Annotated in this window: 16 protein-coding genes and 1 tRNA gene; all 17 read left to right on the forward strand. The window is 61.8% G+C overall.

The features are described 5' to 3' along the window. Positions 1 to 2 precede the first annotated feature (2 nt). Positions 3 to 2,150, forward strand: a complete 2,148-nt coding sequence (gene pnp, locus AC1ECK_RS27795; protein WP_480324908.1) for a polyribonucleotide nucleotidyltransferase — start codon at positions 3 to 5, stop codon at positions 2,148 to 2,150. 233 nt (positions 2,151 to 2,383) lie between these two features. After that, positions 2,384 to 3,409 carry an NAD(P)H-quinone oxidoreductase gene (locus AC1ECK_RS27800; RefSeq protein WP_480324910.1) on the forward strand — a complete coding sequence of 342 codons (1,026 nt, stop codon included), beginning with the start codon at positions 2,384 to 2,386 and terminating at the stop codon, positions 3,407 to 3,409. A 247-nt stretch (positions 3,410 to 3,656) separates the two neighbouring features. Further along, the gene (gene tpiA / locus AC1ECK_RS27805; RefSeq protein WP_480324912.1) at positions 3,657 to 4,436 is read left to right on the forward strand and encodes a triose-phosphate isomerase; all 780 of its coding nucleotides are present in this window, start codon (positions 3,657 to 3,659) and stop codon (positions 4,434 to 4,436) included. An 81-nt stretch (positions 4,437 to 4,517) separates the two neighbouring features. Further along, the gene (gene secG / locus AC1ECK_RS27810; protein ID WP_480324914.1) at positions 4,518 to 4,898 is read left to right on the forward strand and encodes a preprotein translocase subunit SecG; all 381 of its coding nucleotides are present in this window, start codon (positions 4,518 to 4,520) and stop codon (positions 4,896 to 4,898) included. Positions 4,899 to 5,009: 111 nt separating this feature from the next. Further along, positions 5,010 to 5,094 (forward strand) — tRNA-Leu (locus AC1ECK_RS27815). Positions 5,095 to 5,253: 159 nt separating this feature from the next. After that, complete coding sequence (locus AC1ECK_RS27820; RefSeq protein WP_074265311.1) at positions 5,254 to 5,613, forward strand: NADH-quinone oxidoreductase subunit A; 360 nt, start codon at positions 5,254 to 5,256, stop codon at positions 5,611 to 5,613. A gap of 63 nt (positions 5,614 to 5,676) precedes the next feature. Next, a complete protein-coding gene (locus AC1ECK_RS27825) occupies positions 5,677 to 6,156 on the forward strand; it encodes a NuoB/complex I 20 kDa subunit family protein (protein ID WP_006052903.1) in 480 nt (159 codons plus the stop codon). A 22-nt stretch (positions 6,157 to 6,178) separates the two neighbouring features. Then, positions 6,179 to 6,781 (forward strand): NADH-quinone oxidoreductase subunit C, encoded by a 603-nt coding sequence (locus AC1ECK_RS27830; RefSeq protein WP_480324916.1) that lies wholly within the window; start codon positions 6,179 to 6,181, stop codon positions 6,779 to 6,781. 9 nt (positions 6,782 to 6,790) lie between these two features. Beyond that, entirely contained in the window at positions 6,791 to 8,044 is a 1,254-nt protein-coding gene (locus tag AC1ECK_RS27835; protein WP_480324918.1) for an NADH-quinone oxidoreductase subunit D, read from the forward strand. A 134-nt stretch (positions 8,045 to 8,178) separates the two neighbouring features. After that, complete coding sequence (gene nuoE / locus AC1ECK_RS27840; protein ID WP_137954534.1) at positions 8,179 to 8,664, forward strand: NADH-quinone oxidoreductase subunit NuoE; 486 nt, start codon at positions 8,179 to 8,181, stop codon at positions 8,662 to 8,664. Beyond that, positions 8,661 to 9,989, forward strand: coding sequence for an NADH-quinone oxidoreductase subunit NuoF (nuoF, locus tag AC1ECK_RS27845; RefSeq protein WP_480324920.1), 1,329 nt, complete (start codon positions 8,661 to 8,663; stop codon positions 9,987 to 9,989). Before nuoE ends, nuoF begins: the two co-directional genes overlap by 4 nt. A 111-nt stretch (positions 9,990 to 10,100) precedes the next feature. Beyond that, positions 10,101 to 12,434, forward strand: a complete 2,334-nt coding sequence (gene nuoG, locus AC1ECK_RS27850; protein WP_480324922.1) for an NADH-quinone oxidoreductase subunit NuoG — start codon at positions 10,101 to 10,103, stop codon at positions 12,432 to 12,434. Next, a complete protein-coding gene (nuoH, locus tag AC1ECK_RS27855; protein ID WP_480324924.1) occupies positions 12,435 to 13,493 on the forward strand; it encodes an NADH-quinone oxidoreductase subunit NuoH in 1,059 nt (352 codons plus the stop codon). A 15-nt stretch (positions 13,494 to 13,508) separates the two neighbouring features. Next, a complete protein-coding gene (nuoI, locus tag AC1ECK_RS27860; RefSeq protein WP_012432383.1) occupies positions 13,509 to 13,997 on the forward strand; it encodes an NADH-quinone oxidoreductase subunit NuoI in 489 nt (162 codons plus the stop codon). 133 nt (positions 13,998 to 14,130) lie between these two features. Further along, positions 14,131 to 14,835 (forward strand): NADH-quinone oxidoreductase subunit J, encoded by a 705-nt coding sequence (locus tag AC1ECK_RS27865; RefSeq protein WP_480324926.1) that lies wholly within the window; start codon positions 14,131 to 14,133, stop codon positions 14,833 to 14,835. 20 nt (positions 14,836 to 14,855) lie between these two features. Continuing rightward, on the forward strand, positions 14,856 to 15,161 hold the full coding sequence (nuoK, locus tag AC1ECK_RS27870; RefSeq protein ID WP_090687962.1) for an NADH-quinone oxidoreductase subunit NuoK: 306 nt from the start codon (positions 14,856 to 14,858) through the stop codon (positions 15,159 to 15,161). Positions 15,162 to 15,179: 18 nt separating this feature from the next. Beyond that, positions 15,180 to 17,246 (forward strand): NADH-quinone oxidoreductase subunit L, encoded by a 2,067-nt coding sequence (gene nuoL, locus AC1ECK_RS27875; RefSeq protein ID WP_480324928.1) that lies wholly within the window; start codon positions 15,180 to 15,182, stop codon positions 17,244 to 17,246. The last annotated feature ends 24 nt before the right edge of the window (positions 17,247 to 17,270 follow it).

Here is a 17,270-nt window from a genome sequence, read left to right on the forward strand (position 1 = left end):
AAATGACTATGTTCAATAAGATCGTCAAAGAATTTAAGTGGGGACAACATAACGTTCGCCTCGAAACGGGCGAAATCGCTCGTCAGGCAAGTGGTGCTGTGATTGTCGACGTCGAAGATACCGTTGTGCTGGCCACCGTGGTCGGCGCCAAGACCGCCAAGCCGGGCCAGGACTTCTTCCCGCTGACGGTCGACTACCTCGAAAAGACCTACGCAGCCGGCAAGATCCCCGGTGGCTTCTTCCGCCGCGAAGGCCGTCCGTCGGAAGGCGAAACGCTGATTTCGCGCCTGATCGACCGTCCGCTGCGCCCGCTGTTCCCGGAAGGCTTTTACAACGAAGTGCAGGTCGTGATCCACGTCCTGTCGCTGAATCCGGAAATTCCCGCTGACATTCCCGCGCTGATCGGCGCGTCGGCGGCGCTCGCCGTGTCGGGTCTGCCGTTCAACGGCCCGGTCGGTGCGGCACGCGTGGCCTACCTCAACAACGAATACGTCCTGAACCCGACGCGCGCCCAGATGAAGGATTCGGCGCTCGACCTGGTCGTCGCCGGTACCGAGCGTGCCGTGCTGATGGTCGAATCGGAAGCGCAGCAACTGAGCGAAGAGGTGATGCTCGGCGCAGTCGTGTACGGTCACGAGCAAATGCAGATCGCGATCGACGCGATTCATGAACTGGTGCGCGAAGGCGGCAAGCCGGAGTGGGATTGGCAACCGGCCGCCAAGAACGAGCCACTGATCGCTCGCGTGACGGAGCTGGCGCAAGCCGACCTGCTCGCCGCGTACCAGATCCGCGACAAGCAGGCGCGTTCGACCAAGCTGAAGGAAGTCTACGCAGCGACCTCGGCCAGGCTGGAAGAAGAAGCTGCTGCAGCGGGTGGCGTCGCAGCCGACAAGGCGACGGTCGGCAACGTGCTGTTCGACATCGAAGCGAAGATCGTCCGTAGCCAGATCCTGAACGGCGAGCCGCGTATCGACGGCCGCGACACGCGCACCGTGCGCCCGATCGAAATCCGCACCGGCGTGCTGCCGCGTACCCACGGTTCGGCGCTGTTCACGCGTGGCGAAACCCAGGCGCTGGTGGTGGCCACGCTCGGCACCAAGGGCGACGAGCAGAGCATCGACGCGCTCGAAGGCGAATACCGCGAACGCTTCATGCTCCACTACAACATGCCTCCGTTCGCGACCGGCGAAACGGGTCGCGTCGGTTCGCCGAAGCGCCGTGAAATCGGTCACGGCCGTCTCGCGAAGCGCGCGCTGGCTGCGTGCCTGCCGAGCGCCGACGAATTCGGCTACTCGATCCGCGTGGTGTCGGAAATCACCGAATCGAACGGTTCGTCGTCGATGGCTTCGGTGTGCGGCGGCTGCCTCGCCCTGATGGACGCCGGCGTGCCGATGAAGGCGCACGTCGCCGGCATCGCGATGGGCCTGATTCTCGAAGGCAACAAGTTTGCCGTGCTGACCGACATCCTCGGCGACGAAGATCACCTCGGCGACATGGACTTCAAGGTGGCGGGTACCGAGCAAGGCGTGACCGCGCTGCAGATGGACATCAAGATCCAGGGCATCACCAAGGAAATCATGCAGGTCGCCCTCGCTCAGGCGAAGGAAGGCCGTCTGCATATTCTCGGCAAGATGACCTCGGCGGTTGCGGGTGCGAACACGCAACTGTCGGAATTCGCACCGCGCATGATCACCATCAAGATCAATCCGGAAAAGATCCGCGACGTGATCGGCAAGGGCGGTTCGGTGATCCGCGCGCTGACCGAAGAAACCGGCACGACCATCGATATTTCGGACGACGGCGTCGTTACCATCGCCAGCACCAGCAGCGAAGGCATGGCCGAAGCGAAGAAGCGTATCGAGAACATTACGCTGGAAGTCGAAGTGGGCCAGGTTTATGAAGGCACCGTGCTCAAGCTGCTCGATTTCGGCGCGATCGTGAACATCCTGCCGGGCAAGGACGGTCTGCTGCACATCTCCGAGATCGCCAACGAGCGCATCAAGGACATCAACGACTATCTGAAGGACGGCCAGCAAGTGAAGGTCAAGGTCATCCAGACGGACGAGAAGGGCCGCGTGCGTTTGTCGGCGAAGGCGTTGCTGAACGACGGCGCGTCGGGTGCGCCGCAAAGCGAACCGACTCCGCAGTAATGCGGTAAGGTAGACAACGGCCGGTAGCGTGAATGCGCGCCGGCCGTTTCTTATGAGCGCCCCCAGGCCTGCCGCTTACGCGTCAGGCCCCCGAGGGGGGCAATCCCACAGGGGGACTTCCTGCGAGGCGAGAAACCTGGGGTGACCCAGCGTTTTCTTGAGAGGGTGGATTGCCTTGCAAACCGCGCGAATCGCGGGTGTGCAACGCAATCCAAACCTTGGAGGTGAGGCAGATGAAAGCGATCGAAATTACTGAATTCGGTGCGCCGGAAGTCTTGAAGCTCGCTGAGCGGCCTACGCCGCAGCCGAAAGCGGGCGAAGTGCTGATCAAGGTGGCTGCCTCGGGCGTGAATCGTCCGGACGTATTCCAGCGCAAGGGCGGCTACGCGCCGCCGCCGGGCGCGTCGGACCTGCCGGGGCTGGAAGTGGCTGGGGAGATTGTCGGCGGGGTGATTGAGGAGAAGCACAACCCGTTCGGCCTGAAACTCGGCGATCGTGTCTGCGCGTTGCTGGCCGGCGGCGGTTACGCCGAGTACGCGGTGGCGCCGCTCGCGCAATGTCTGCCGGTGCCGAAGGGGCTCTCGGATATCGAAGCGGCTTCGTTGCCGGAAACCTTCTTTACCGTGTGGAGCAATGTGTTCGAGCGCGCGCAACTGGGCGCGGGCGAGGGCGGGGCGAATGAAACCCTGCTGGTGCAGGGCGGTTCGAGCGGCATTGGCGTGACGGCGATCCAGATTGCCCATGCGTTGGGCTTTCGCGTGTTCGCCACCGCGGGGTCGGACGACAAGTGCCGTGCCTGCGAGCAGCTCGGCGCCGAGCGTGCGATCAACTACAAAACCGAAGACTTCGTCGAAGTCCTCAAGTCGCTGACGAACGATCGCGGTGTCGACGTGATCCTCGATATGGTGGCGGGCAGCTATGTGCCGCGCGAGCTGAGCGCGCTCGCCGACGGCGGCCGGATCGTGCTGATCGCGACGCTGGGCGGCGCGAAGGCGGAGCTGAATTTGCACGAGATCCTGCGCCGCCGCCTGACGGTGACCGGCTCGACGCTGCGCCCACGGCCGGTGGAGTTCAAGGCGAGGATCGCCGCTCAGCTCAAGGCGCACGTGTGGCCGCATCTTGAGGACGGCCGCATCAAGCCGGTGATCTATCAGGTGTTTCCGGCTGCGCAGGCCGCCGAAGCGCACGCGCTGATGGAAAGCAGTACGCACGTCGGCAAGATCATGCTGGATTGGGGCGCGGCGCAGCCCGCCGGCTGACGGCGTAGCGGCGGCCGCGAGGCCGCCTGGGTGAGAGCCGCAGGCGCTGGTGCGCGCTTGGCTGGGCCAGCTTGACAAGGTCGGTTTGATACGGGCAGTTTGACCCGATCCGCCTGGTCACAGTAAAATTGCGCGTTTTGCGTGCGCCGCATGAATTCGAAAGGCGGGCAGTAAGGTTGCAAACGGAACAAGCGGAACTTGAATTTCTCGGCGCAACCCGAGTTCGCCGCCAAGACAAGACGAGACGATGCCGAAACAACGAGCGAAACTGGTAGTCGGTAACTGGAAGATGCACGGGCGGCTTGCCGGGAACGCGGTTCTGCTCGAGGCGGTGGCGTACGGCGCCGGCGCATTGCCGGAGCACGTACAGGTCGGTGTCTGCGTGCCGGGTCCGTATCTCGCGCAGGCCCAGGCACTGCTGGACGGCAGCCGGGTCGTGTGGGGCGTGCAGGATGTATCCGCCTTCACGAGCGGCGCCTACACAGGTGAGGTCGCGGCGCCGATGGTGGTGGATTTCGCTGCGTCGCTCGCGATCGTCGGGCACTCGGAGCGCCGCGCCTATCATCGCGAAAGCTCGGAGCTGGTCGCCGTCAAGACGCAGCGTGTGCTCGAAGCGGGTTTGACGCCGATCGTCTGCGTCGGCGAAACGCTTGAAGAGCGCGAAGCGGGCGAGACCGAGCAGGTGGTCGGCGCGCAACTGAATGAAGTGCTGGCGAAGTTGTCGCCCGAAGAAGCGGCGCGTATCGTCGTTGCTTATGAGCCGGTTTGGGCGATCGGCACCGGCAAGAGCGCCACGTCGCAACAGGCGCAGGAGGTTCATGCGTTCCTGCGTGCGCGTCTTGCAGCGAAAGGCGCTGCGGTCGCCGAGATACCACTGTTGTATGGCGGCAGTGTGAAGCCGGAGAATGCGGAAGAGTTGTTCCGCCAGCCGGACATCGACGGCGGCCTGATTGGCGGCGCGTCGTTGAAGGAGCAGGATTTCCTGGCAATCTGCAAGGCCGCTGGCGCGGTGAGCGTCACGCAGTAGGCAGGGTGTCTGGGTGAGGAAGACCCATTGCGCGCGGCGCCTCTTGCACCGCGTGATTAAACAAAGACTCAGGTGAGTGTGATGCTGGTTTTGAAAACATTGATTATCGTCGTTCAGTTGATGTCGGCGCTTGGGGTCATCGGCCTGGTGTTGCTGCAGCACGGTAAGGGCGCCGACATGGGCGCTGCTTTTGGCAGCGGCGCGTCGGGTAGTCTGTTCGGTGCGACGGGTTCGGCGAACTTCCTGTCGCGTACCACCGCGGTGCTCGCTGCGATCTTTTTTGTCACCACGCTGGCGCTGACTTATCTCGGTTCGTATCGCGCCAAGCCTTCTGCGGGCTTGCTCGGCGCGGTAGCGACTGCTCCGGTTGTGGCGTCGTCCGCAGCAGCACCGGCTGGCGCGTCGTCCGCTGCCGTGCCGGCTGTCGCCGCATCGACGCCGGGCCAGGACGTGCCGAAATAAATTTTCGGGAAAAGTGCTGCGGTGCGTTGAACAAGCTGTTTAAACAAGTTACAATTCAAGTCTTGAAGCGATTCGCGGGTTTTACAAGTTGATTTCCCGGATTGCAGTAGTGCCGACGTGGTGAAATTGGTAGACACGCTATCTTGAGGGGGTAGTGGCGAAAGCTGTGCGAGTTCGAGTCTCGCCGTCGGCACCAATGTTATCTAAATGCCAGCCGCTTGCTTCGCTTCGGCTGGCATTTTCGCTTCTGGCTTGGTGTTTGCGTTAAGCTTGCAGCGTCAAGCGCGCCGAAGTGATTTCGTGCCGGGTGATTCTGTCCCTGGCGGCACTCAGAACCAACCGATTGAGGATAGTCTTGAACCTCGCAGCCTATTACCCCGTCTTGTTGTTCCTCCTGGTGGGCACTGGTTTAGGCGTAGCACTGGTCAGTATTGGCAAGATCCTCGGTCCGAACAGGCCGGACACCGAGAAGAACGCACCATACGAGTGCGGCTTCGAAGCATTCGAAGATGCGCGCATGAAATTCGATGTGCGCTACTATCTCGTCGCCATTCTCTTCATCATTTTCGATCTTGAAACCGCGTTCCTGTTCCCGTGGGGTGTGGCCCTGCGCGACATCGGCTGGCCCGGCTTCATGGCAATGATGATTTTCCTGCTCGAGTTCCTGCTGGGCTTCGCCTACATCTGGAAGAAAGGCGGCCTGGACTGGGAATGATGGATTAATCGCCGGTTTGCGTGGGCGGCGAACGCTAGCCGCCCCGTCTGGAGTGGAAAGCAAATGAGTATCGAAGGGGTCTTGAAGGAAGGGTTTGTCACCACCACGGCTGACAAGCTGATCAACTGGACGCGCACCGGCTCCCTGTGGCCGATGACGTTCGGTCTTGCGTGTTGCGCGGTCGAGATGATGCATGCGGGTGCAGCCCGTTATGATCTCGACCGTTTTGGCGTTGTGTTTCGTCCGAGTCCGCGCCAGTCGGACGTGATGATCGTCGCCGGCACGCTGTGCAACAAGATGGCGCCCGCTCTGCGCAAGGTCTACGACCAGATGGCCGAACCGCGCTGGGTGATCTCGATGGGCTCGTGCGCGAACGGCGGCGGCTACTATCACTACTCGTATTCGGTGGTGCGCGGCTGTGACCGGATCGTGCCGGTCGACGTCTATGTGCCGGGTTGTCCGCCGACTGCAGAAGCGCTGGTCTATGGCGTGATCCAGCTACAGGCGAAGATCCGCCGTACCAACACCATCGCCCGTCAATAAGGCCAGAGCCTCCTCCCACAATATGGCAAGCAAACTCGAGACCTTGAAAGCGAACCTCGAGGCGGCCTTTGGCGGCCGCCTGCTGAGCGTCACCGAAGCAATCGGCGAGCTCACGATCGTCGTGAGTGCCACAGAATATCAAGATGTAGCGACGCGGCTCCGCGACGATTTGTCGCTGCGCTTCGAGCAACTGGTCGACCTGTGCGGCGTCGACTACCAGACCTATGGCGACGGTGCGTACGACGGTCCGCGTTTCGCGGCGGTGCTGCATCTGCTGTCGGTGTCGAACAACTGGCGTCTGCGCGTGCGCGTGTTCGCACCCGATGACGATGTGCCGCTGATTCCCTCGGTCGTCGAGATCTGGAATTCGGCCAACTGGTACGAGCGCGAAGCCTTCGACCTGTACGGCATCGTCTTCGAGGGTCACCCGGACCTGCGCCGTATCCTGACCGACTACGGTTTCATCGGTCACCCGTTCCGTAAGGATTTCCCGATCTCCGGCTACGTCGAAATGCGTTACGACCCGGAAGAGAAGCGCGTCGTCTATCAGCCTGTGACGATCGAGCCGCGGGAAATCACGCCGCGCGTGATCCGCGAGGATCGCTATGGCGGTCTGAAACACTAAGAGAACGCCATGGCAGAGATCAAGAACTACACGCTCAACTTCGGCCCGCAGCACCCGGCCGCGCACGGTGTGCTGCGCCTCGTGCTCGAACTCGACGGCGAAGTGATCCAGCGCGCCGACCCGCACATCGGCCTCCTGCACCGCGCGACTGAAAAACTCGCGGAAAACAAGACCTTCATCCAGTCCGTGCCGTACATGGACCGTCTCGACTACGTGTCGATGATGGTCAACGAGCACGGCTATGTGCTGGCCATCGAAAAGCTGCTCGGCATCGACGTGCCGGTGCGCGCCCAATACATTCGCGTGCTGTTCGACGAAATCACGCGCGTGCTGAACCACCTGATGTGGATCGGCTCGCATGCGCTCGACGTCGGTGCGATGGCAGTGTTTCTGTATGCCTTCCGCGAACGCGAAGACCTGATGGACGTGTACGAAGCGGTGTCCGGCGCCCGGATGCACGCGGCTTACTACCGTCCGGGCGGCGTGTATCGCGATCTGCCGGATGCCATGCCGCAGTACAAGGCTTCGAAGATTCGCAATGCGAAGGCATTGTCGAAGATGAACGAGCAACGCCAGGGCTCGCTGCTCGACTTCATCGATGATTTCTTCACCCGTTTCCCGCATTGTGTCGACGAGTACGAAACGCTCCTCACCGACAACCGGATCTGGAAGCAGCGTCTGGTCGGCATTGGTGTGGTCAGCCCGGAGCGCGCGCTGCAACTGGGCATGACCGGCGCAATGTTGCGTGGTTCGGGCATCGAGTGGGATCTGCGCAAGAAGCAGCCGTATGAAGTCTATGACAAGCTGGACTTCGACATTCCGGTTGGCGTGAACGGCGATTGTTACGACCGCTACCTGGTTCGCGTCGAAGAAATGCGTCAATCGACGCGGATCGCGAAACAGTGCATTGAATGGTTGCGTAAGAATCCGGGCCCCGTAATGATCGACAATCATAAGGTTGCGCCGCCGTCGCGCGTCGGCATGAAGTCGAACATGGAAGAGCTGATTCACCATTTCAAGCTCTTCACGGAAGGCTTCCATGTGCCGGAGGGCGAGGCGTACGCGGCTGTCGAACATCCGAAGGGCGAGTTCGGCATCTATCTGATCTCGGACGGCGCCAACAAGCCTTATCGCCTGAAGATTCGCGCGCCGGGTTATGCGCATCTGTCCGCGCTCGACGAAATGGCGCGCGGTCACATGATTGCGGATGCCGTGACGATTATCGGCACACAGGACATCGTGTTCGGCGAAATCGATCGTTAAGAGCGGTTTTCATCGTGGCGTGCGCGTCGCAGCCGTTGTGGGCGCGCGTCAAGCAAAGGAACGCCGGGTCTGTCGCAACCTGCAGCACGCGACAGGTTTTCGTTCGGTAGGAATTGAAAGAGTCGTGTCTGAAAATGATCTCAGCTGAAGGCCTGAAAGAAATCGATCGTGCGATCGCGAAGTATCCCGCCGGTCAGCAACAGTCCGCCGTGATGGCGGCGTTGGCCGTGGCTCAGGAAGAGCATGGCTGGCTGTCGCCCGAACTGATGCAGTTCGTGGGGGACTATCTCGGCATGCCCGCAGTCGCCGTGCAGGAGGTCGCGACCTTCTACACGATGTACGAGACGGCGCCGGTCGGCAAGCACAAGATCACGCTCTGCACGAACCTGCCGTGCCAGCTCGGTCCGGACGGCGGCTCGGAAAGCGCTGCCGAGTACCTGAAGCAGAAGCTCGGCATCGACTTCGGCGAAACCACGGCAGACGGCAAGTTCACCTTGAAAGAAGGCGAATGCATGGGCGCGTGCGGCGACGCACCGGTACTGCTGGTGAACAACCACCGCATGTGCAGCTTCATGAGCCGCGCGAAGATCGACCAGCTGCTCGAGGAACTTTCGAAATGACGTCTCTCCACGATCGTCACATCAAACCGCTGATTCTCGCCGGCCTGAACGGTGACAACTGGCATCTTGAAGATTACGTGTCGCGCGGCGGTTACGTCCAGCTACGCCGTATTCTGGAAGAGAAGATTCCGCCCGAGCAGGTGATTGCCGACGTCAAGGCGTCGGGGCTGCGTGGACGGGGCGGTGCAGGTTTCCCGACCGGGCTGAAGTGGAGCTTCATGCCACGTCAGTTCCCGGGGCAGAAGTACCTCGTCTGTAATTCGGACGAAGGCGAACCGGGTACGTTCAAGGACCGCGACATCCTGCGCTGGAATCCGCATGCCCTGATCGAAGGTATGGCGATCGGCGCCTACGCGATGGGCATTACGGTCGGCTACAACTACATCCACGGTGAAATCTTCGAAGTGTATCAACGCTTCGAACAGGCGCTGGAAGAGGCCCGCCGCGCGGGTTTCCTCGGCGACAACATCATGGGCTCGGGCTTCTCGTTCCAGCTCCATGCGCACCACGGTTACGGCGCCTACATCTGCGGCGAAGAAACCGCGCTGCTCGAGTCGCTGGAAGGCAAGAAGGGCCAGCCGCGCTTCAAGCCGCCGTTCCCGGCGAGCTTCGGCGTGTACGGCAAGCCGACCACCATCAACAACACCGAGACGTTCGCAGCCGTGCCGTTCCTGCTGACGGTCGGCCCGCAGACTTACCTGGAAATGGGTAAGCCGAACAACGGCGGCACCAAGATCTTCTCGGTCTCGGGCGACGTCGAACGTCCGGGCAACTACGAAATTCCGCTCGGCACGCCGTTCGCGACGCTGATGGAACTCGCCGGCGGTGTGCGCGGCGGCAAGAAGATCAAGGCCGTGATTCCTGGCGGCTCGTCCGCGCCGGTCATCCCGGGCGAGATGATGATGCACACCGACATGGACTATGACTCGATCGCCAAGGCGGGATCGATGCTCGGTTCGGGCGCGGTGATCGTCATGGACGAGACGCGCTGCATGGTCCGTTCGCTGCTGCGTCTGTCGTACTTCTATTACGAAGAGTCCTGCGGCCAGTGCACGCCGTGCCGCGAAGGCACCGGCTGGCTGTATCGCGTCGTGCATCGTATCGAGCACGGCCTCGGCCGCCAGGAAGATCTGGACCTGCTGAACTCAGTGGCTGGCAACATCATGGGCCGCACGATTTGCGCGCTCGGCGATGCTGCGGCCATGCCGGTGCGCGGCATGCTCAAGCACTACTGGGATGAATTCGAATATCACGTCGCCAACAAGCGCTGCCTCGTAGGCGGTCATGCCGGCGCAGCAACGGCTTCGGAAACGGTGGCGGCTTAAAGAGCAATAAGCGGCCCAGACACCAGAAGCGTCAACCGCGGGATTCATCGCCATGTGGCGAATGAACGGGCGAACGATTGAGCGGTAACAGGTTAAGGAAGATTGACCATCATGGTTGAACTTGAAATAGACGGCAAGAAAGTAGAGGTGCCTGAAGGCAGCATGGTGATCCAGGCTGCGCATAAGGTCGACACGTACATTCCTCACTTCTGCTATCACAAGAAGCTGTCGATTGCGGCCAACTGCCGGATGTGCCTGGTCGATGTCGAAAAGATGCCGAAGGCCGTGCCTGCATGCGCCACGCCGGTGTCGGCGGGCATGATCGTGCGCACCAAGTCCGAGAAGGCCGTGCAGGGTCAGCAAGCCGTGATGGAATTCCTGCTGATCAACCACCCGCTCGATTGCCCGATCTGCGACCAGGGCGGCGAATGCCAGTTGCAGGATCTGGCGGTGGGCTACGGCAAGTCGTCTTCGCGCTACAGCGAAGAAAAGCGCGTGGTGTTCCACAAGAACGTCGGCCCGCTGATCTCGATGGAAGAAATGACGCGCTGCATTCACTGCACGCGTTGCGTCCGCTTCGGCCAGGAAGTGGCCGGCGTGATGGAACTGGGCATGCTGGGTCGCGGCGAACATTCGGAAATCACCTCGTTCGTCGGCAAGACGGTCGACTCCGAACTGTCGGGCAACATGATCGACCTGTGCCCGGTCGGCGCGCTGACCAGCAAGCCGTTCCGCTATAGCGCCCGGACGTGGGAACTGTCGCGCCGCAAGTCGGTGAGCCCGCACGATTCGGTCGGCGCGAATCTCGTCGTGCAGGTCAAGAACAACCGCGTGATGCGCGTGCTGCCGTTCGAGAACGAAGCGATCAACGAATGCTGGATCTCGGACAAGGACCGTTTCTCGTATGAAGGCCTGAACAGCCCGGAACGCCTCACGCAGCCTATGTTGAAGCAAGGCGGCAAGTGGGTCGAAACCGACTGGCAAACCGCGCTCGACTACGTCGTCAAGGGCCTGAAGGGTATCAAGGGCGACCACGGCGCAGAAGCGCTGGCCGCACTTGCCAGCCCGCACAGCACGGTCGAGGAACTGTTCCTCGTCAAGCAACTCGCGCAAGCGGTCGGCACGCCTAACGTCGACTTCCGCCTGCGCCAGGCGGATTTCTCGGCGCCGCTGAATGGCGCGCCGTGGCTCGGCACGAAGATCGCCGACCTGTCGAACGTCGACGCGGCGCTCATCGTCGGTTCGGATCTGCGCCGCGATCATCCGCTGTTCGCTGCACGTCTGCGTCAGGCTGCCAAGAACGGCGCCGAGCTGACCCTCGTGCAAGCCAGCAACGATGACGCGCTGATCCCGCAAGCACAGCGCCTGGTCGCTGCGCCGTCCGCATGGCTCGAACAGATCGCCGGCATCGCGGCTGCGGTCGCAGAAGCGCGCGGCGCAGCTTTGCCGGAAGCCTTCGCAGGCACGCAGGCGAATGACGCGCACAAGCAGGTCGCAGCGTCGCTCGCAGCGGGCGAACTGCGCCTCGTACTGCTCGGCAACGGCGCGGTTCGTCATCCGGACTTCGCCCGTATTCATGCAGCGGCTCAATGGATTGCCGACACCACCGGCGCAACGCTCGGCTTCCTCACGGAAGCCGCGAATACGGTGGGGGCACACCTCGTCGGCGCGCTGCCGGCCGAGGGTGGCTTGAACGCTCGCGAAGTGTTCGAACAGCCGCGCAAGGGTTATGTGCTGCTCAACGTCGAACCGGAGTTCGACACGGCCAATCCGACGCAAGCCTTGGCCGCGCTGAACCAGGCTGAAATGGTCGTGGTGCTGTCGCCGTTCCAGACCGGTGCGGAATACGCCGACGTGCTGCTGCCGATCGCACCGTTCACGGAAACGGCCGGCACCTTCGTCAGTGCGGAAGGCACGGTGCAGACTTTCAACGGTGTGGTGCGCCCGCTCGGCGATACGCGTCCGGCATGGAAGGTGCTGCGCGTACTCGGCAGCCTGCTCGGCGTACCGGGTTTCGAATTCGATACCGCGGAAGAAGTGCGCGCGGCGGCACTGGGCGACGGCGATCTGGGTGCGCGCCTGTCGAACAAGACGGCTGTGGCGTTCGCACGCGGTACGGCGCCGAAGGCCGCCGAAGGCGCGTTCGAGCGTATCGCCGATGTGCCGATCTACCACGCCGACCCGCTGGTGCGTCGCGCGGAATCGCTGCATCTGACGGCGGCCGCACGCGCCGCGAACACGGTCGGCCTGCCGGCTGCACTGTTCGACAAGCTGGGTCTGAAAGACGGCGACGCGGTGCGCGTGCGCCAGGGCGAGCACTCGGTCCAGTTGCCGGCCGTGCGCGATGCAAATCTTGCGGAGACGGTCGTCCGCGTATCGGCAGCCACGCCTGCCGGTGCAGCGCTGGGCAGCCTGTTCGGTGAACTGCTGGTGGAGAAGGCGTAAATGTTCGAATCGATCAACTCGGGCGGCACTCAACTTCTCGGTGTGGCATGGCCCACGGTGTGGGCGCTGGTGCGCATCCTGGTGGTGGCCGTCGTGATCCTGCTGTGCGTGGCCTACCTGATTCTTTGGGAACGTAAGCTGATCGGCTGGATGCATGTGCGTCTCGGGCCGAACCGCGTCGGCCCTGCAGGTCTGCTGCAGCCGATTGCCGACGTGCTGAAACTGTTGCTGAAAGAAGTGATTCAGCCGGCCCAGGCGAGCCGCTGGATCTACCTGATTGCGCCGATCATGGTGGTGGTGCCGGCCTTCGCGGTCTGGGCGGTGATTCCGTTCCAGGCGGGCGCGGTGCTCGGCGACATCAACGCGGGCCTGCTGTACGCGATCGCGATTTCGTCGATCGGCGTGTACGGCGTGATTCTCGCCGGCTGGGCGTCGAACTCGAAGTACGCGTTCCTCGGCGCCATGCGCGCCGCGGCGCAGATGGTGTCGTACGAAATCTCGATGGGCTTCGCGCTCGTCGTCGTGCTGATGACCTCGGGCAGCCTGAATCTGTCGGACATCGTGACGTCGCAAGAGCGCGGCATTTTCGCCAGCTACGGCCTGAACTTCCTCTCGTGGAACTGGCTGCCGCTGCTGCCGATGTTCGTCGTCTACTTCATCTCGGGCATCGCCGAAACGAACCGCCACCCGTTCGACGTGGTGGAAGGGGAGTCGGAAATCGTCGCGGGTCACATGATCGATTACTCGGGGATGGCGTTCGCGCTGTTCTTCCTCGCCGAGTACATCAACATGATCGTCATCTCGGCGCTCGCATCAACGCTGTTCCTTGGCGGCTGGAGTGCGCCGTTCGGCTTCCTGTCGTTCATTCCGGGCATTTTCTGGCTGGTGCTGAAAGTGTTCTTGCTGCTGTCGGTATTCATCTGGGCGCGTGCCACGTTCCCACGCTACCGCTACGACCAGATCATGCGTCTGGGCTGGAAGGTCTTCATTCCGGTCTGCGTGGTGTGGCTGGTGGTGGTCGGCTTCTGGATCATGTCGCCGTTGAATATCTGGAAATAAAGGGCGGACGAACTCATGACCGCAATCCAAAACTTTTTCAAGACCTTCTTCCTGACGGAGCTGCTCAAGGGCCTCGCGCTGACCGGACGTTATACGTTCCAGCGCAAGGTGACGGTGCAGTTCCCCGAGGAGAAGACGCCGATTTCGCCACGTTTTCGCGGGCTGCACGCGCTGCGCCGCTATGAAAACGGCGAGGAGCGCTGTATCGCCTGCAAGCTGTGCGAAGCGGTGTGCCCGGCACTCGCCATTACGATCGAATCGGAAACGCGCGCAGACAACACTCGTCGCACGACGCGTTACGACATCGACCTGACCAAGTGCATCTTCTGCGGTTTCTGCGAAGAAAGCTGCCCGGTCGACTCGATCGTGGAGACGCATATTCTCGAGTATCACGGCGAGAAGCGCGGCGATCTGTATTTCACGAAGGACATGCTGCTGGCCGTGGGCGACCGCTACGAAGCGGAGATCGCCGCGAACAAGGCAGCCGATGCACCGTACCGTTGAATACGCTTTAGTTTGACGTTTTAGGTTGTACCGGCCTGCAGTCAGGCCGTAGGCTGCTGCTTGACCGCTGTAGCGTGGCGCGTTTGCGCCAAAGAACAATGCCTGACGATGGCCTAACGATGAACCGGTAATCATGGAATTCACGACCGTACTGTTCTACATCTTCGCTCTGCTCCTGGTGGTGTCCGGGCTGAAGGTGATCACCTCGCGCAACCCGGTGGCCTCCGCGCTGTTCCTGGTGCTCGCGTTCTTCAACGCGGCGGCGATCTGGATGCTGCTGCAGGCGGAGTTCCTCGCGATCCTGCTGGTGCTGGTGTATGTGGGCGCGGTGATGGTGCTGTTCCTGTTCGTGGTGATGATGCTGGACATCAACATCGACGTGCTGCGACGCGACTTCAAACGCTTCGTGCCGGTGGCCACGGTAGTGGGCGGGATCATCGTGATCGAAACCGCGCTGATCCTCTGGCACGGCTACGGCGCGACGATCACGCCGCTGCGTGACACGACGGTTGCGGCCGGCAGCGCGATGGCGGGCTGGTCGAATACGCGCCTGATCGGTAAAGTGATCTACACCGACTACATCTTCGCGTTCGAAGTCGCGGGTCTGGTGCTGCTGGTGGCGATCATCGCCGCCATTGCGCTGACCACGCGCCACGCGAAGGACAGCAAGCGCCAGCGCGTGAGCGATCAGGTCAAGGTGCGCGCGCAAGACCGCGTGCGTGTGGTGAAGATGCCTTCGGAAAAGACCGCGGCTACTATCGCGGCGGAAGAGGCGGCGGCTGCAGCAGAAGCCGCAGCAGCTGCAACGGCAGCGGCCGCAACGGCTAAAAATAGCTGAGAGGAGACAGGAGAAAAATTATGTTGACCCTTGCTCATTACCTTGTGCTCGGCGCGATCCTGTTTTCGATCAGCGTTGTGGGCATCTTCCTGAACCGCCGCAACGTCATCATTATCCTGATGGCGATCGAGCTGATGCTGCTGGCGGTGAACACCAATTTCGTCGCGTTTTCGCATTACCTCGGCGACGTGCATGGCCAGATCTTCGTCTTCTTCGTGCTGACGGTTGCAGCAGCGGAAGCGGCAATCGGCCTGGCGATTCTGGTGACCCTGTTCCGTAGCCTCGACACGATCAATGTCGAGGATCTCGATCAGCTCAAAGGTTAATCTCGAGGCAAGACTGTTATGTCAACGACACTCAATGAAAACCTGTTGCTGGCGGTACCGCTTGCACCGCTGGCCGGCTCCGTGATTGCCGGGCTGTTCGGCAAGGCGGTAGGGCGCGCAGGAGCCCACACGGTCACGATTCTCGGCGTCGCGATCTCGTTCATTCTTTCGGCCATCGTCTTCTTCGACGTGATGAACGGCGCGAGCTTCAACGCGACGATCTACGAGTGGATGTCGGTCGGCAAGTTGAAGTTCGAAATCGGCTTCCTCGTCGATTCGCTCACGGCGCTGATGATGTGCGTGGTGACCTTCGTGTCGCTGATGGTGCACATCTACACGATCGGCTACATGGCCGACGACGACGGTTACCAGCGCTTCTTCTCGTACATCGCGCTGTTCACGTTCTCGATGCTGATGCTCGTGATGAGCAACAACCTGCTGCAGTTGTTCTTCGGCTGGGAAGCGGTGGGCCTGGTGTCGTACCTGCTGATCGGCTTCTACTTCACCCGCGAAAGCGCGATCTACGCGAACATGAAAGCGTTCATCGTCAACCGCGTGGGCGACTTCGGCTTCCTGCTCGGTATCGGCCTCCTGCTGGCGTTTGCCGGCTCGCTGAACTACGGCGACGTGTTCGCCAAGAGCCACGAACTCGCTGCGATGAATTTCCCGGGCACGAGCTGGGGCTTGCTGACGGTGGCCTGTATTTGCCTGTTCATCGGCGCGATGGGTAAGTCGGCGCAGTTCCCGCTGCATGTCTGGCTGCCCGATTCGATGGAAGGCCCGACGCCGATCTCCGCACTGATTCACGCGGCAACCATGGTGACGGCCGGTATCTTCATGGTCACGCGCATGTCGCCGCTGTTCGAACTGTCGGATACGGCGCTGTCGTTCGTCACGATCATCGGTGCGATTACCGCACTGTTCATGGGCTTCCTTGGGATTGTCCAGAATGACATCAAGCGGGTGGTGGCGTATTCCACGCTATCGCAGCTCGGTTACATGACCGTGGCACTCGGCGTTTCGGCTTACCCGGTCGCCATGTTCCACCTGATGACGCACGCGTTCTTCAAGGCGCTACTGTTCCTCGGCGCGGGTTCGGTGATCATCGGCATGCACCACGATCAGGACATGCGCAACATGGGCGGCCTGCGCAAGTACATGCCGATCACGTGGATCACGTCGCTGATCGGTTCGCTGGCGCTGATCGGTACGCCGTTCTTCTCGGGCTTCTACTCGAAAGACTCGATCATCGACGCAGTGAAGCTGTCGCATCTGCCGGGTTCGGGCTTCGCGTACTTCGCGGTGGTGGCGAGCGTGTTCGTCACGGCGCTGTACTCGTTCCGTATGTACTTCCTGGTGTTCCACGGTGAGGAGCGTTTCCGCAAGCCGAAGCATCCGGAATCGCCGATGGCGATCGAAGCCGCCGCTCACGCCGCGCACGGTCACGACGACCACGGTCACGACCACGACGATCACGGCCATGCACACGAGCCGCACGAAAGCCCGTGGGTGGTGTGGGTGCCGCTGGTGCTGCTGGCGATTCCGTCGGTCATCATCGGTGCGATCGCGGTCGGGCCGCTGCTGTTCGGCGACTTCTTCGCGCACGGCGTGGTGTTCGACAAGGTGATCTATATCGGCGCGAACCACCCGGCGGTATCCGAGATGGCCGAAGAATTCCAGGGCTGGGCGCTGATGGGCCTGCACTCGGTGTCGGGCCTGCCGGTCTGGCTGGCGCTCGCCGGCATCGTGGTCTCGTGGTTCCTGTATCTGCAGCGTCCGGATCTGCCGGCGGTTGTCCGCCGTGCCTTTGGCCCGATCTATACGCTGCTCGACAACAAGTACTACTTCGACAAGATCAACGAAGTCGTGTTCGCGCGCGGCGCGGTGGCAATCGGCCGGGGCCTTTGGAAAGAGGGCGACGTGGTGGTCATCGACGGTATCGTCAACGGCAGCGCGCGCTTTATCGGCTGGTTTGCCGGGGTGATCCGCTTCCTCCAGTCGGGCTACATCTACCACTACGCGTTTGCCATGATCATTGGCATGCTGGGGCTCCTGACCCTGTTTGTAACGCTTGGCGGCAAATAAGAGAAGGCGAGGGGACACCACACA

It is taken from the genome of Paraburkholderia sp. SSBN10T (assembly GCF_056619545.1).